The following is a 15,139-nucleotide window of genomic DNA, read 5'->3' as shown; positions in this document are numbered from 1 at the left end:
AAACAGTAAACTCACAGGAGCCGAATCATGGCTGTAATTGCCGTTTGGAAATGCGACAGAGACGGAAGTATGTTCGACAACAAAAAAGACGCTGAAGAACACGACAAGATGCTGGAGCTGGCGGCCAACATCACCAGCTTAATCGAACAAGAAGTGGACATTGACGAAAACCTCAGCGAAGCCATTGGCTTATTGCTGGCCAAGCGTCGTGACGCGCTTGCCAGAGCCTGCAAAGGCAAGCCCGAGGTCCTGCTGGAAGAAACCCACGAAACCGACAATGTGACTCCGATCGCGGCTGGACAATAGCCTCCCGCTACCCATCACTCCAAATCAATAAAGAACGGCGTTATCCCTGCCTTTCTCGACGATTTATTGCCCCCTTAAGTTGACACGGGGCAATAAATCGGCATAATGTCGCGTCCTTGATTTGTACCCGAATTTTAACAGGAGCAATACGGTGGCCAATTCACCCCAAGCAAAAAAACGTGCGCGCCAAAACGAAAAGGCACGCAAGCACAACGCTAGCCTGCGCTCCATGGCGCGCACTTACCTCAAAAAAGTAATTGCAGCCATCGAAGCTGGTGACGCAGAACAAGCTAAAGCGGCTTTCACTGCAGCGGTTCCCGTTCTGGATCGCATTGCTGACAAAGGCATTATTCACAAGAATAAAGCCGCTCGTCACAAGAGTCGTCTGAACGCCCAAATTAAGGCCCTGGCTGCTTAAGCCAAGGCATTTCGGGTCAGACACAAAAAAGCCGACTTAAAAGTCGGCTTTTTTGTGTCTGCTCAATCACCTTATTGCCGCAAACACAGGGCGTCCACAGCGACAAGAAACACGGACAGGCCGCCAACTTAAGCCGCCACCGCAGCCCTCGCGACCCATCCGCCCACAAGCCCCCCTAGGCCAACGCCTGACGCAGCACCTCAATCACCCTGCGAGTTTGCTCAACAGTGCCAATGGTGATCCTCAGCCCCAAACGGTTCGCCCCATCCGCCTTGGGACGCACCAGGATCCGGGCTTCCCGCAACGCCAATTCCAGCGCCTGCGGCTCCTCAGGAAAAGTCCACAGGTAATTCGCCGCACTGGGCCAGTAGGCAATCCCCACCTCATCCAGAAAAGACTCCAGCATGGGCTTGGACACCGTCATCACCTCGTCCACATAGGCCAGACTTACATCCGGCGCATCCAGCCCCGTACTCACAGCCACGACGGCAAACTGATTGATATCGTAAGGCCCTCTGACGTTCAGCAGCGCGTTGATGTTGTCCGCCACACTCAAGACATAACCCAGGCGCACCGAAGGCAAGCCCCACGTCTTGGAGAAGGTGCGGGTAATCACAATATTAGGACACTCCAGCAACCGATCCGCCACCGTCACCTTACTGTATTCGAAATAGCACTCATCCACCAAGATGGCGGCGCCAGGAGCAGCTTTGGCAATGCGCACAATCTCGTCCGGAGCCACCAGAGTTCCACAGGGGTTATTGGGGTTAGACACCACCACCACACGGGTTTTCTCCGTCACCGCAGCAATCACCTCTGCCACCGGGTAACCGCCCTCGCGAGTGTATTGCGGCTCAACAATACTCAAGCCCTCAAACCTGGCGCACTGGCCATACATGGCAAAACTGGGGCCGGGAATAATGATCTCATCCCCCGCCTGACAGGCCGAACGAATGATGAGATCAATGCCATGATCCGAGCCATTGGTGATCATCACCTGCCCGGCCTCGACCCCGGCGTAAGCCGCAATCTTTTCGACGATATCGCCGTAGGAGGGGTACATATGCAGGCGCCCGCCATCAATGAACGCGTGCAGCGCCTGACGTATAGGCTCCACCACCTCAATGGTCCGCTCGTTAAAATCCAACAGCGTGTAGGCCACAGGATCCCGCCCCTCCAACGGAGGGGTGTAGGCCGTCATGGCATCAATGTGATCTTTGAATATGCTCATAAAAAGGCAGTCTCGAGTTGCGAGATGCGAGACGCGAGAAAAGGACAACAACCTCTCACCTCAGCATCCGGGGTAAATCCGAATCAGATGGCTCAAGCCCTGGTGAACAGCTCAGCCATCAAAGAACAACCAGGTTATCGCGGTGAATCAATTCCAGCTCATCGACATAGCCCAGGCGGGACTCTATGTCTTCGCTGGGGCGCCCGATGATACGACGGGACTCCTGCACACTGTAGTTGACCAGCCCGCGAGCAACCTCCACTCCCTGAGCATCGACACAGGACACCATGTCGCCACGGTGAAAATCACCCTCAACAGCCCTCACACCCACCGGCAGCAAACTTTTACCTTGCAGCGTCAGCACCCTGACCGCGCCATCATCCAGCACCAGTCGCCCCTTCACCTGCAGGTGACCGGCCAGCCAGCGTTTGCGCGCCGCCTGTGGCTGCTGATCAGCGGTCAACAAGGTTCCCAGTGCTTCGCCCTGCTGCAGCCGGGTCACCACATTGTCGATACGACCACCCACAATCACCGTGTGAGCCCCGGACCGTGCCGCCAGGCGCGCCGCCCGCACCTTGGTAATCATGCCGCCGCGCCCCAACTTGCCACCGTCGCCCGCACGGGCATCCAGACTGGTGTCGCTGGCCTCAGCCTCACCAATCAAACTGGCGTCGGGATTGGAGCGCGGATCAGCGGTATACATACCATCCTGATCGGTGAGAATAACCAGCACTTCGGCCTCCACCAGATTGGCCACCAGGGCCCCCAGGGTATCGTTATCACCAAAGCGGATTTCGTCCGTCACCACCGTGTCGTTTTCATTCACGATCGGAATCACACCCAGACCGGTTAAAGCTCGCAGGGTCGAGCGCGCATTCAGATAGCGCTGGCGATTGGACAGGTCGTCGTGGTCCAGCAGCACCTGCGCGGTATTTATGCCGTATTTTTGAAATTCCTGCTCATAGGCCTGCACCAGACCGGTTTGACCCACCGCAGCAGCGGCCTGCAACTCATGTATAGCGTCCGGACGCTCGGTCCAGCCCAGCCGGGTCATGCCCGCCGCCACCGCGCCGGACGACACCAACACCAGCTCGATACCCTGCTTTTGCAAATGAGACAGCTGCTCAACCCAGCCAGCAATGGCCGCCACATCCAGCCCCTGGCCATTGTTCGTCAACAGCGCACTGCCAATTTTGACCACCCAGCGACGCGTCGCGGGTAACTGCTCTCGAATACTCATCCCAACAGATTCACTCGCATCTCTTTATCTACCCTCTAGTGACTAGTCACTAGCCTGGATGTTAAGGCACATACTCAAAATCGACGTCGCAATCGTCGTCATCGAAATCGTCGTCATCATCCTTCCCGGCCAAACGCTGGGCACGGTGACGGGCACGCAACTCCTCAATACGCTCACGAGCCTCTTCCTGCATGGCATCCTGCATAGCCGTTTCAGCCTCCGCCAACTCAGGATCAGTCCTCTCGGCATCCCAGCGCTCTTCCAGATAATCCAGCACCTTGCCACACAACTCCTGGGTACCCTGCTTGTTAATGGCAGAGATACGGAACACCGGCCCTTCCCACCCCAGCTGATCAACCACTTCCTGACAGCGCGCTTCAGCCTCTTCCGGCGGCAACAAATCCACCTTGTTCAACAACAGCCAGCGATCGCGCTTGGCCAGTGTCGGCGAGAAGTCACCCAGCTCATCGATAATGGCCTGCGCATTGTCAGCGGGGCTGGAACCGTCAAACGGTGACATGTCGACCAGGTGCAGCAAGATGCGGCAACGGGTCAAATGCTTGAGGAAACGAATCCCCAGACCTGCCCCCTCAGACGCTCCCTCAATCACACCCGGGATATCCGCCACCACAAAACTTCGGTGCGCCTGCACCTTGACCACGCCCAAATTAGGCACCAGCGTGGTAAACGGGTAATCGGCCACCTTGGGCTTGGCGGAAGACACCGCCCGAATAAAGGTGCTTTTGCCCGCATTGGGCAGGCCCAGCAACCCCACATCGGCCAACACCTTAAGCTCCAACTTCAGATTGCGCTCTTCACCCGGCTGCCCCGGCTTGGTCTGGCGCGGGGCGCGGTTGACCGACGACTTAAAGCGCGCATTGCCGATACCGTGAAACCCACCGCGAGCCACCATCAGGCGCTGACCCGCCTCAGTCAAATCGCCCAGCTTTTCCTCGGTGTCGGTATCCAACACCGTGGTTCCCACCGGCACCTTCAAAATCAAATCGGCACCCTTGGCGCCGGTGCAGTTGGCACCGCGGCCAGACTGACCGCTCTCGGCGCGATACTTGGGCTGGTAGCGATAATCCACCAGCGTATTCAATTCACTGTCCGCCTCCAGGAAGACGCTGCCGCCATCGCCGCCGTCGCCGCCGTCGGGCCCACCCTTGGCCACGAACTTTTCCCGCCAAAAGCTCATGCAGCCATTGCCTCCACTGCCTGCAGCCACATAAATTGGCGCTTCATCAACAAACTTCATGAGCTTTCTCCGGAATTCAACAGCAACATACCCAGTATACAATCAATACCAGGCAACATTGCGAGGCCATACAGACCTCGCAGCAACCCGACCCAGCAGCCTCTAGGGCGCCTCAGGTCAGGACGTATAATTTAAGGCGCGCCAGCTCAGGCGGGCGCACATTCCGACAGATCCACCCTCAAACCACCCCATGGTGGCGAGATTTTTTGGACCGTCCAAACGCAAAAGCCCCATCATAGATGACGGGGCTTTTGTTCAGGCTGGGGACCAAGCCCCCAAACCAGCATCTCAGTGCCGTTGCGACTTAAGCAGCAACGATACTGACAAACTTACGGTTTTTCTCGCCTTTCACTTCAAACTTCACAACGCCATCGGCTTTTGCGAACAAAGTGTGATCTTTACCAATACCTACGTTGTCACCGGCATGGAACCTAGTTCCGCGCTGACGCACCAGGATATTGCCAGCAATTACAACTTGACCGCCGAAACGCTTAACGCCCAGTCGCTTACTCTCTGAGTCGCGACCGTTACGAGTACTACCACCAGCTTTCTTGTGAGCCATGATTCAAACTCCTTCAAATGAATTCTTAAAAAGTTAGCCTTAAAGAGAATTAACCCTTAATACCCGTGATCTTCACCTCGGTGTACCACTGACGGTGACCTTGGCGCTTCATGGAGTGCTTACGACGACGGAACTTGATGATTTTCACCTTGTCACCGCGACCGTGGCTAACCACCTCTGCAGTTACTTTAGCGCCTTCAACAACCGGTGCACCGATTTTGATGTCTTCGCCATTAGCAACCAGAAAGACTTCGTCGAACTCAATTGTTTCGCCAGTAGCGACTTCAATTTTTTCCAGCTTCAGGGTTTCGCCTTCCACTACGCGGTGCTGTTTACCACCACTTTTAAATACAGCGTACATGTACATGCTCCAATTAGACATTGGACGACACGAAGCAGCGCCAGAATCACCTGGGACACTTTAGAAAAGGCTTGCGTCGTATACCTAACTCAGTTCAGTTCCCGCTAACCACACCCGTCAATTGAGTACAGCTACCGGCAGGGGCGCAGATTCTACGGCAAAGATACCCAGCCCGCAAGCCTCAAATTACCCCCACCGCCCGCCATGAGGGCCTTTGCGGACCGGAAACAGCCTCCGATACAGGCCGGTGTAAACATCGGCCGCGTAAACACAGGCCCGCGGGCATAAAACCACCGGCCCGCTTGACACCATTCCCCCTCCCCCCTAGCATGCCGGACTACATCGCTTTTTTACGTCATTTCTGGATTTAACCCCCCATGCTTCCTTTTCATAAAGCTGTTGAAGGTGATTTTAGCGCCGTCAATCAACTGATCATTGATCAACTGCACTCCGACGTTGATCTGGTTGAAAACATCGGACATTACCTGGTGGAAGCCGGGGGAAAACGTCTCAGGCCCCTGCTGGTGCTCCTGACCGCAAACGCACTGGGCTATCCAAATACCGGCAACAAGCATCTGGATCTGGCGGCCATCATCGAGTTTATTCACACCGCCACCCTGCTTCATGACGACGTGGTGGACATCTCCAGCATGCGCCGCGGCCGTCTCACCGCCAACGCCAAATGGGGTAACGCCCCCAGCGTGCTGGTGGGAGACTTCCTGTACTCCCGCGCGTTTCAGATGATGGTGGCCATCGGCAACATGGACATCATGCAAATCCTGTCCGACGCCACCAACACCATTTCCGAAGGTGAGGTTCAGCAGCTGGTCAACGCCAAAGACCCCAGCGTCAGCGAAGCGAATTACCTGGATGTTATCTACAAAAAAACCGGGGCCTTGTTTGAGGCCGCCTGCGAGACCGGCGCCATTCTGTCTGGCGCCAACGACACGCAACGCAACGCACTGAAACGCTATGGCTACCACATTGGCCTGGCGTTCCAACTGGTCGACGACGCCCTGGACTACGAAGGCAACGCCGCAGCACTGGGGAAAAATGTCGGGGACGACCTGGCAGAAGGCAAACCCACCCTGCCACTGATATACGCCATGCGCGAAGGCACCAGCGAGCAGGCGGAAATCATTGCCAATGCCATCCGCAACGGCGGCATCGATCAACTGGAGTCGATCGTCAACATTGTGCGCGAAACCGGCGCCCTGCAATACACCACCGACAGCGCCCACGAACAGGCCGACCTGGCCATCGCGCAACTGGACCATTTGCCGGAAAACCCTTTCACAAAGGCCATGATCGAGCTGGCAAAATTCTCCATTGGGCGCAATTATTAAACCACTGAGTTAAATCACTGAGTCGTCGACATAATAGAAGGCTGACCGCTAGTGAGCGCTGAAGAATGAAAACTGAACCGCCCGGCGTGCTACCGAGGCGGCTCTTGAGGCGTCAACACACCGCTACTGACGGCCAGCCAGCAATACAACAGACACCACAAACAAAAACCGGCGTGAAGCGATGCACACCATCCCCACACACCAACCGCAAAGATGCCAAACTCACAGAACCAGACCTAAACACACCACACGACTGACCAAGAGGCACTGTCATTCATGGAAGTTACTGACCCCAAAGCCACTCTGTCACAGCACCTCCCTCACTGGGAACTCCTGAACGCGCACAAACAAGCCTGGACCAGCAGCCTCAGTGAGCTTTTTGCCCTCGACCCACATCGGGCAGAACATTATTCGCTGGAAGTCGGCTCACTGTTTCTGGACTACTCCAAGTCGCACCTCAACGAAACCACCATCAAGCACTTACTCGCGCTGGCCGATGATTGTCAGCTCCAGCAGGCGATTGACAGCCTGTTTACCGGCAAACACGTCAACAACACCGAAGATCGCCCGGCCTGGCACAGCGCCCTCCGGCAACAACCGGACTCAACGCTGCCCGCCTCATCGGTAAGTGGCGACATTGCCGCGGCCAAAAAACAAATGGCCGAATTTGTAAAAAACCTCCACGATGGCAGCTGGAAAGGGCATTCCGGCCAAACCATCACGGACGTGGTCAACATTGGCATTGGCGGCTCTGACCTCGGCCCCCGCATGGTGTGCAAAGCACTCTCGGATTTCCATTTGCCGCAGGTGAATGTGCATTTTGTCGCCAACATTGACGGTGCCGAAATCTACCACACCCTGAAACAGCTCAATCCCGAGACCACCCTCTTCATCGTCGCGTCAAAGTCCTTCAGCACCCTGGAGACTCTGGAAAACGCCAAGACCGCGCGCCACTGGATCATCAGCAACGGCTGCTCCATCGACAACCTGAAACGGCATTTTGTGGCGATCAGCACCAACACTAAAAAAGCCACCGAGTTCGGCATTGATGCCGACAACATCTTCCCCATGTGGGACTGGGTCGGTGGGCGCTACTCGCTGTGGTCCGCCATCGGCCTGCCGATTGCCATCGCGGTGGGCTGGCAGGCGTTTGAAGCCCTGCTGGAAGGGGCCGCAGAGATGGATGAACACTTCGCCACGGCGGAATTCAAACACAACATGCCCGTGATCCTGGCTTTCCTTACCTTTTGGTACAGCCAATTCTGGGAGGCAAAAAGCCAGGCTGTGTTACCTTATTGCCACCAACTGCAGCGCTTTCCGGATTTTCTGCAGCAGCTCGACATGGAAAGCCTCGGCAAGTCCGTCAACCGGGATGGGCAGCCCACCCACTACGCCACTGGCATCGCCATCTGGGGCACGGAAGAAAGTAACGGCCAGCATTCGTTCCACCAATTGTTTCATCAGGGCACCCAAATGATCCCGGTGGACTTTATCACCAGCCTGCAACCCAACCATCCCCATACCAATCAACACCAACAGCTGCTGGCCTGCTGCCTGAGCCAAAGCCAGGCCATGCTGGAGGGCAAAACACTGGCGCAGGCACGCCAGGAGCTGCTCGACGACGGCCAATCCAAAGCCGATGCCGACCGCCTCGCCCCCCACAAAGTCATTCCCGGCAACCGCCCCAGTAACACGCTGCTACTGGACCAGCTCACCCCTCGCTCACTGGGCAGCCTGATCGCCCTGTATGAACACAAGGTCTATGTCCTGAGTGTGCTGCTGAACATCAACGCCTTTGACCAGTGGGGTGTCGAACTGGGCAAACAGTTGGGCACCACCATCGCCGGCGCGCTGAAGAGCGGGCAACTGCCCGAGCACTGGGACAGTTCAACCCGCGCCCTGGCGGAACGTATCCTCAGCCGCTGATCGGTTCTCCGGGGCGAGCGCCACTCGTCCCGGGACCAGCCACTGGCCGCCCTCTCAACACCCTCGGCAACCGGCCTGGCGGATCCCTCTTTTTCTAATACCCCCGGCTGCCGGAAAACGGTAAACTGCTCCTTTTGCCAGCGGTGTCCTTCCCCCCACATGCTCACTCCCGAACTGAAAAAAACCATCCAGACGGCTTACACCGAGTTTCTCAACAACAAGCAGCTCAAGGCCCGTTACGGCCAAAAGCTGATGATTGCCGAGATTGCCAAGACGCTCGGCGGCATTCACCTGGATGACGAAAACGTGCGCGATACTGAGGGCCACGTCTGTGTCGTGGAAGCAGGTACCGGTACCGGCAAAACCGTGGCCTACCTGCTCGCAACCCTGCCGATTGCCAAGGCACTGGGCAAAAAAGTCATCATCTCCACCGCCACCGTGGCGCTGCAGGAACAGATCGTTAACAAAGACATCCCGGAAGTCCTGCGCCACAGCGGGCTGAATTTCAAGGTCTCGCTGGCCAAAGGGCGCGGGCGCTATTTGTGCCTGACCAAACTCGACAACATGCTCAGCAGCAGCGATCTGGCCAGCAACCCCACCCAGGCCCTGTACGAAGACGAACTGCCGCAAGTGGGAGAACAGAGCGTCAGGATTTACCAGTCCATGATGGATGCAATGGCCGCCAATCAATGGAACGGCGATCGCGACGAATGGAAAGACGGCGTGCAGGATGAAGACTGGCAACGGGTCACCACCGACCACCGCCAGTGTACCGGCCGCCGCTGCGCCAACGTATCCGCCTGCAGTTTTATGAAAGCGCGGGACAACCTCGGCAGCGTCGACTGCATTGTCACCAACCACGACCTGGTGCTGGCTGACCTGGCTCTGGGCGGCGGCGCCATTCTGCCCAAGCCGGAAGACGCCATCTATATTTTTGACGAAGGCCACCACCTGCCCGACAAAGCCCTCAATCACTTCGCCCAGCACAGTCGCCTGATGAGCACCAGCAAGTGGCTGGAGCAGAGCCAAAAGCCCGTGGCCAGCTTACTGGCTCAAATCAGCGGCGCCGGCAATGTGGACCGGTTCGGCGAGCAGCTGCCCGCCGCCATGCTCGACGCCAAACAGGAACTGGATAAAGTGATCCCCATGTTCCAGTCGCTGGCGGACACCATCAACCCCACCGACCACACCCCTCGGCACCGCTTCGAAGGCGGAAAAATTCACCCCGAGATGCAAATGGCCTGCGTCGACATCAAGCGCTCTTTTGATCGTCTGGCGGACTTATTGAGCAAAATGGCCAACGAAATCAACGAGTCCATGGAAGATGCGCACTGCCCGGTCCCCAAGGTGGACCTGGAAAACGCCTTCCCCACCATCGGCATCTGGCAATCGCGGGCCGAAGCCAACAAAGACCTGTGGGCCAGCTACGCGACACCGGATGGCGAGGGCTCTGTGCCTAAAGCGCGCTGGTTCACCCTGGTGGAACAGGGCGGCAACCTGGATTTTGAAGTTTGCTCCAGCCCCATTCTGGCCGCTCGCACCCTCGAATACGGACTCTGGAAACAGTGCTGCGGGGCGGTCGTCACCTCGGCCACGCTCACCGCGCTGGGCCATTTTGGTCGCTACCAAATGCGCGCGGGCACACCCGCTGACAGCCAGTACCATGTGGTTCCCAGCCCCTTCGATTTTACCAAGGCCGGGCTACTGAGGGTTCCCTCAAACGCCACCGACGCCAGCAACGCCAGCGATCACACCCTCTCCATTGTTGACTCACTGCCGGAAATTCTCGACATCAACGAAGGCAGCCTGGTGCTGTTTTCCTCCCGCCGTCAAATGCTGGAGGTCTTTGATGCCTTGCCGGTGGATTGGCAGGACATTATTTTGGTACAGGGTGACCGTTCCAAGCAGGCCTTGATTGACGAACACAAACAGCGCATCGACAATAAAGAAGGCAGTATTATTTTCGGCCTGGCCAGTTTTGCCGAAGGTGTGGACCTGCCTGGTGACTACTGCCGCCATGTGGTGATTGCCAAGATTCCTTTCGCCGTACCGGATGATCCTGTGGAAGCCTCACTGGCGGAATGGATCGAAGCTCGTGGCGGCAACGCGTTCATGGAGATCAGTGTGCCCGACGCGGCCATCAAACTGGTTCAGGCTTGTGGGCGGCTGTTGCGGACCGAGTCCGACACCGGCACGGTCACCCTGCTCGACCGCCGGGTCGTCACTCGCCGCTACGGCACGGCGATCCTGAATTCCCTGCCACCGTTCAGCCGGGACATGACTTAAATCCCGTGCCAATTGGCAGAACACTCGGATTCACGTGAGGTTATGGAATAATGACAGCACAACTGACCAACACGCTTCTGAGCATCGAAGCCGAGCTTAAAGCCATTGGGTTGTGGGCTGAAACGCCGCCCTCCGAAGCCGCACTGGCCAGTACACAGCCGTTCTGTGTTGACACCCTCAGCCTTCCAGAATGGCTGCAGTTTATCTTCCTGCCCCGCATGCGCATGCTGCTGGATGCCGGTCTGGCGCTGCCTTCAGAATGCGGTATCGCGCCCATTGCCGAAGAGTTCTTCAAGCACGCCGCCGCCAACGGGCAATACATCATTGCCCTGCTGGTGCAGGTGGATCAATTATTGAGTGAGGTCGAGCTCTAATCGCGCACAACTCATTGATGCCTTCAACGCCATGCCGCCGGCGAAAGAGCTATACTTCAAACAAACTTGCCCACCCGTCGCCAGAGCACTCTTCTGACCGGGCCGGCACGGTTAACCCCTGCATCAGTGTGTTAATCGCTGCAGCCGTGAGCAACATCAACCACTCTTTAGCCACATACCAATGAGTCCAGAAGAGCCCATGTTGGCCTCCGCCGCCATCCGCCATGAAGACCTAATCGCCTGCCCTTCATGCGATAACCTCACGGCCATCCCGGCACTGCAGCACGGCGATGCGGTATTCTGCCGCCACTGCAACCATCCCCTGACTCAATACCAGCATAACGCCTACGATCAGGTCATCGCCTACGCCGTCACCACTTTGATTTTGTTTGTGATTGCCAATACCAGTGCCTTTTTAACCCTGCAGGCAACCGGCTCCGAAAACCTGATGACACTCCCCGGTGCCCCGCTCGCCTTTTACGAGCGCGGCATGCCGGTGCTGGCCTTCATTGTCAGCAGTGTTATTTTAACCCTGCCCTTCCTGCACACCCTGTTGGTGCTCTTGGTTTACGTACCGCTAAAACTTGGCAAACCCACCGCCTGGCTGATCCTGTCAGGCCGTCTGGTGTTTATCATAGCGGCCTGGTGTATGGTCGACGTGTTCCTGATCGCGCTGGTGGTCAGCCTGGTCAAACTTCGCACCATGGCAACCATCACCCTCGGCATCGGCTTCTGGGCTTACGTGGGTTTTGCCATCAGTTTCACCTTGATGATTTCACACATCGACCGACTGCAGTGCTGGCGGGCGATTGATGCCCTCATGAATCCGGGCCCGCGGACCCTCAAACCACCACCCGACCCTTTGACACACACTCAAGCGACTGAGGCAAAAGGCTCATGAGCCACCAAACCGCGAAGTCCCAGGGGTTAGTCTCCTGTCATGAATGTTATAAAGTCAGCCCCGCCGGCAGCCACCTCTGCCCCCGCTGCCACGCTCATTTACACCCGCGCAAGACAGCCAGTGTGCAACGCACAATGGCTTTATTGATCACCGCGACCCTGCTGTATATTCCAGCCAACATTTTCCCCATCATGATCACCAGCCAGTTCACCGATGCTGAACCCAGCACGATACTGGGAGGCATATTCATTCTGGTCCAGATGGAAGCCTACCCGGTGGCGTCCATCATTTTCATCGCCAGTGTCATTGTCCCCCTGGCCAAATTGATCGCGCTGTATTTTTTATGCTGGTATGCCACCCGTGGCAGCACCGCCAATCTGAGGCAGAAAACACAATTGTTTCGCATCGCCGAGTTCATGGGGAAATGGTCGATGGTCGATGTGTTTGTGGTATCGATTCTGGTTGCCCTGGTACAGTTGCAGGGCATCATGGGCGTAGAACCGGGCATTGCGGCGCTGTCCTTTTCGGGCGTGGTTATCATCACAATGATAGCGGCAGAGAGTTTTGATACGCGACTGATGTGGGATCGGCTGGCAGCGCACAACAACGAAGTGTTTACTGATACAGTGGCTGATAACACCCCCCTTTAGCGAATGTCTGACTCACCACCGGGAGCGCGAGCACAATCATGGAGTGTCTTAATGATGGAGTGTCTTAATGAGTGAAACCGAGCCGACCATTCGGCCCAAAAGAGCGATATCGAAAGTTTGGCTCATCCCCCTGGTCGCATTGGCGCTGGGGGTCTGGATGCTGTTCTACGGCTACACCAATCAAGGCCCTTCATTTCAGATTCAGTTCAACAACGCCGATGATTTGGTCGCCGGAAAAACCAAGATCAAACTGCTCAGCGTCGATGTTGGCATGGTCGAATCGATTGGCTTAAACCCGGAGGCAAATGGGGTGATCGTCAATGCCACGCTGGACAAGAAGTACAGTGATTTACTGAAACAAGACACCCAGTTCTGGGTTGAAAGGGCCCAGATTGGCACCAGTGGCGTCAGCGGTTTAAGCACCCTGCTGTCCGGTGCTTACATCAAGCTGTTGCCGGGCACGAGCAAGCGAAAACAACACACTTTCACCGGTCTGGAGTCCGCACCGCTCACCAATGTCAACGCCCCCGGTGTGCGTCTGGTCCTGACCAGCAAAAAATCCTCCGCTGTCAGCACCGGCAATCCGGTGTTGTTTAACGGCTATGTGGTGGGCGGCGTCGAGAGCAAAACCCTCGACGAAACCACCCAGACCATCAAATATGATGTGTTTATCAAGGCTCCCTACCACCAGCTGGTGACCGATAACGTTCGCTTTTGGGACGTCAGCGGCATTGCCATGCGCGCTTCGGCCAAAGGTTTTGATGTTCACATGGGGTCGCTGGACACCCTGCTCGCCGGCGGGCTGTCCTTTTCCCTGCCTCCCGACACCCCTCCTGGCGAGCTAGCCCGCGACGGCAAAGAGTTCCACCTCTACACGTCACTGGAAGAAACGCTGGAAAAAGTGTATCGGCACAAGGTGCGGTATGTGATTTCATTCAACCAGCCCGTCGGAGGGGTTGCCCCCGGGGCTCCCGTGGTTTTCCGCGGCATACCCATTGGCCAGGTCGAACGAGTGCTGCTGAAAGAAATGATGACCGGCCCCACCGGCAAAGGTGCCGCCATCCCGATATTGGTTCACATCGAACCCGGGCGGCTTGAACTGGGAGACAGCGAGGCCTCTGCGGAACACCTCAAAGAGTTGATCGAAAAAGAAGTCCGCAGCGGTTTGCGAGCCTCCCTGAAAACCGGAAATTTGATTACCGGCAACCAGCTTGTGAGTCTGGATTATTACCCCAATGTCGAACACGCAGAGCTCGGTCAGTATGAACAATACGCTCAGATACCCACCACCCCCGGCAGCCTGGCACAACTGCAGGAGTCGGCCTCTATGCTACTCGATAAATTCAACCGCCTGCCCATCGAAGATACCATCATCAGCGCCAACCAGGCCATCGGCCAGCTCGACGCATCGCTGCTCTCGCTGGAACAACTGCTGCAATCCGAAGGCGTGCAAACTCTGCCCTCACAATTAAACAGCAGTCTCAATGAGCTCAATTCCACCCTGAAAACCTGTCCGGATCCCTGAACAACACGGCACGGTTACTGCCCGGGGCGAATCAGGAAGACATCATACCCGAGGCCAAAACACCATGAAGCCAGTCACCTCGCAGCCAGCCAGCAGACACCTCTCGCACAACCGGACCCGGGTGCTGAAAAGAGGGGTATACGCCGGCCTCACCCTGTTGACCGCAATGACACTGAGTGCCTGCCTGTCTAGTGATGCTCCGGAGGTACACTACTATCTGTTGCGCTCAGATGCCCAACCAGAGGCCGTTACCCAAAAGCCCCTGGCACATGTGCGTCTGGCACCGGTGAAAATTGCCCCCTATTTAGACCAGGCCGGGATCGTACTGCAAACGGCTAACGAACGAGTGAGCATTGCTCAAAACCATCTCTGGAGCGAGCCCCTGAGTTTCAGCCTCAACAACTTTTTGAGCCGGGAGATTTCAGCCGCCTACGGTCGGCAGATCATCGGCTCGTCGTCCCCCAGCGGGGACAGCCAATGGGTCGTGAACGTCAATATCGATCAACTGCACGGTCATCAGTCAGGCGACGTGCTGCTGGTCGCTCACTGGGCCCTGAGCGCAGAGCCGAAGCAGGCGGGAAAACTGACCTATTACACCTTCTCGCAATCCCAACCTTTAACCGCGGATGGTTACGATGCGCTGGTGAGTGCGGAAAAACAACTGCTGATCAAACTGGCCGGGGCCATTGCGAACTCACTGCCCCGGCCAACCGCATCCGCGCTATAACGGCTTATGCCCTGTAACAACTTAGGTT

The 15,139-nt window shown here is 56.8% G+C and carries 15 protein-coding genes; 10 read left to right on the top strand and 5 right to left on the bottom strand.

The features are described 5' to 3' along the window. Positions 1 to 27: 27 nt before the first annotated feature. On the top strand, positions 28 to 306 hold the full coding sequence (locus G8770_RS05240) for a YebG family protein (RefSeq protein WP_167182763.1): 279 nt from the start codon (positions 28 to 30) through the stop codon (positions 304 to 306). 151 nt (positions 307 to 457) lie between these two features. Further along, positions 458 to 724 (top strand): 30S ribosomal protein S20, encoded by a 267-nt coding sequence (gene rpsT, locus G8770_RS05235; protein WP_167182761.1) that lies wholly within the window; start codon positions 458 to 460, stop codon positions 722 to 724. A 175-nt stretch (positions 725 to 899) separates the two neighbouring features. Here the strand turns inward: rpsT and G8770_RS05230 are convergent, their stop codons facing one another. The 5 genes from G8770_RS05230 to rplU form a co-directional block, all read right to left on the bottom strand. Beyond that, on the bottom strand, positions 900 to 1,955 hold the full coding sequence (locus G8770_RS05230) for a pyridoxal phosphate-dependent aminotransferase (protein ID WP_167182759.1): 1,056 nt from the start codon (positions 1,953 to 1,955) through the stop codon (positions 900 to 902). 118 nt (positions 1,956 to 2,073) lie between these two features. Further along, positions 2,074 to 3,195: a glutamate 5-kinase gene (gene proB / locus G8770_RS05225; RefSeq protein WP_167182757.1), complete on the bottom strand. Its 1,122-nt coding sequence runs from the start codon at positions 3,193 to 3,195 to the stop codon at positions 2,074 to 2,076. Between the two features lie 61 nt (positions 3,196 to 3,256). Continuing rightward, positions 3,257 to 4,453, bottom strand: coding sequence for an Obg family GTPase CgtA (cgtA, locus tag G8770_RS05220; RefSeq protein WP_167182754.1), 1,197 nt, complete (start codon positions 4,451 to 4,453; stop codon positions 3,257 to 3,259). Positions 4,454 to 4,757: 304 nt separating this feature from the next. Next, positions 4,758 to 5,015: a 50S ribosomal protein L27 gene (gene rpmA, locus G8770_RS05215; protein WP_167182752.1), complete on the bottom strand. Its 258-nt coding sequence runs from the start codon at positions 5,013 to 5,015 to the stop codon at positions 4,758 to 4,760. Between the two features lie 49 nt (positions 5,016 to 5,064). Then, a complete protein-coding gene (gene rplU, locus G8770_RS05210) occupies positions 5,065 to 5,376 on the bottom strand; it encodes a 50S ribosomal protein L21 (protein WP_167182749.1) in 312 nt (103 codons plus the stop codon). Positions 5,377 to 5,753: 377 nt separating this feature from the next. Between rplU and G8770_RS05205 the strand changes: the two genes are divergently transcribed. From G8770_RS05205 to G8770_RS05170, 8 genes are all read left to right on the top strand, one after another. Next, positions 5,754 to 6,722, top strand: a complete 969-nt coding sequence (locus G8770_RS05205; protein ID WP_167182746.1) for a polyprenyl synthetase family protein — start codon at positions 5,754 to 5,756, stop codon at positions 6,720 to 6,722. Between the two features lie 276 nt (positions 6,723 to 6,998). Beyond that, positions 6,999 to 8,648: a glucose-6-phosphate isomerase gene (pgi, locus tag G8770_RS05200; protein WP_167182743.1), complete on the top strand. Its 1,650-nt coding sequence runs from the start codon at positions 6,999 to 7,001 to the stop codon at positions 8,646 to 8,648. Between the two features lie 159 nt (positions 8,649 to 8,807). Next, complete coding sequence (gene dinG, locus G8770_RS05195; protein ID WP_167182740.1) at positions 8,808 to 10,934, top strand: ATP-dependent DNA helicase DinG; 2,127 nt, start codon at positions 8,808 to 8,810, stop codon at positions 10,932 to 10,934. A gap of 50 nt (positions 10,935 to 10,984) precedes the next feature. Next, positions 10,985 to 11,308 (top strand): YqcC family protein, encoded by a 324-nt coding sequence (locus tag G8770_RS05190; RefSeq protein WP_167182737.1) that lies wholly within the window; start codon positions 10,985 to 10,987, stop codon positions 11,306 to 11,308. Positions 11,309 to 11,489: 181 nt separating this feature from the next. Beyond that, the gene (locus G8770_RS05185; protein ID WP_167182734.1) at positions 11,490 to 12,209 is read left to right on the top strand and encodes a paraquat-inducible protein A; all 720 of its coding nucleotides are present in this window, start codon (positions 11,490 to 11,492) and stop codon (positions 12,207 to 12,209) included. Further along, complete coding sequence (locus G8770_RS05180; RefSeq protein ID WP_167182731.1) at positions 12,206 to 12,859, top strand: paraquat-inducible protein A; 654 nt, start codon at positions 12,206 to 12,208, stop codon at positions 12,857 to 12,859. The genes G8770_RS05185 and G8770_RS05180 overlap by 4 nt, the downstream gene beginning before the upstream one ends. A 67-nt stretch (positions 12,860 to 12,926) precedes the next feature. Continuing rightward, the gene (locus G8770_RS05175; RefSeq protein ID WP_167182728.1) at positions 12,927 to 14,384 is read left to right on the top strand and encodes a PqiB family protein; all 1,458 of its coding nucleotides are present in this window, start codon (positions 12,927 to 12,929) and stop codon (positions 14,382 to 14,384) included. A 64-nt stretch (positions 14,385 to 14,448) separates the two neighbouring features. Beyond that, positions 14,449 to 15,111, top strand: a complete 663-nt coding sequence (locus tag G8770_RS05170; protein ID WP_167182725.1) for a PqiC family protein — start codon at positions 14,449 to 14,451, stop codon at positions 15,109 to 15,111. The last annotated feature ends 28 nt before the right edge of the window (positions 15,112 to 15,139 follow it).

Source organism: Pseudomaricurvus hydrocarbonicus, from assembly GCF_011602365.1.
Classification (GTDB): Bacteria; Pseudomonadota; Gammaproteobacteria; order Pseudomonadales; family Cellvibrionaceae; genus Pseudomaricurvus; species Pseudomaricurvus hydrocarbonicus.
The sequence above is the reverse complement of the archived record's forward strand: the minus strand, read 5'-3'. Positions and strand labels throughout refer to the sequence as shown.

Excerpts from the sequence above, each read along its gene's own strand:
- G8770_RS05180 (WP_167182731.1), top strand. The coding sequence starts at position 12,206 with ATGAGCCACCAAACCGCGAAGTCCCAGGGGTTAGTCTCCTGTCATGAA.
- dinG (WP_167182740.1), top strand. The coding sequence starts at position 8,808 with ATGCTCACTCCCGAACTGAAAAAAACCATCCAGACGGCTTACACCGAG.
- G8770_RS05230 (WP_167182759.1), bottom strand. The coding sequence starts at position 1,955 with ATGAGCATATTCAAAGATCACATTGATGCCATGACGGCCTACACCCCT.
- G8770_RS05175 (WP_167182728.1), top strand. The coding sequence starts at position 12,927 with ATGAGTGAAACCGAGCCGACCATTCGGCCCAAAAGAGCGATATCGAAA.
- proB (WP_167182757.1), bottom strand. The coding sequence starts at position 3,195 with ATGAGTATTCGAGAGCAGTTACCCGCGACGCGTCGCTGGGTGGTCAAA.
- G8770_RS05170 (WP_167182725.1), top strand. The coding sequence starts at position 14,449 with ATGAAGCCAGTCACCTCGCAGCCAGCCAGCAGACACCTCTCGCACAAC.
- rpmA (WP_167182752.1), bottom strand. The coding sequence starts at position 5,015 with ATGGCTCACAAGAAAGCTGGTGGTAGTACTCGTAACGGTCGCGACTCA.
- G8770_RS05185 (WP_167182734.1), top strand. The coding sequence starts at position 11,490 with ATGAGTCCAGAAGAGCCCATGTTGGCCTCCGCCGCCATCCGCCATGAA.
- rplU (WP_167182749.1), bottom strand. The coding sequence starts at position 5,376 with ATGTACGCTGTATTTAAAAGTGGTGGTAAACAGCACCGCGTAGTGGAA.
- cgtA (WP_167182754.1), bottom strand. The coding sequence starts at position 4,453 with ATGAAGTTTGTTGATGAAGCGCCAATTTATGTGGCTGCAGGCAGTGGA.
- G8770_RS05205 (WP_167182746.1), top strand. The coding sequence starts at position 5,754 with ATGCTTCCTTTTCATAAAGCTGTTGAAGGTGATTTTAGCGCCGTCAAT.
- G8770_RS05190 (WP_167182737.1), top strand. The coding sequence starts at position 10,985 with ATGACAGCACAACTGACCAACACGCTTCTGAGCATCGAAGCCGAGCTT.
- G8770_RS05240 (WP_167182763.1), top strand. The coding sequence starts at position 28 with ATGGCTGTAATTGCCGTTTGGAAATGCGACAGAGACGGAAGTATGTTC.
- pgi (WP_167182743.1), top strand. The coding sequence starts at position 6,999 with ATGGAAGTTACTGACCCCAAAGCCACTCTGTCACAGCACCTCCCTCAC.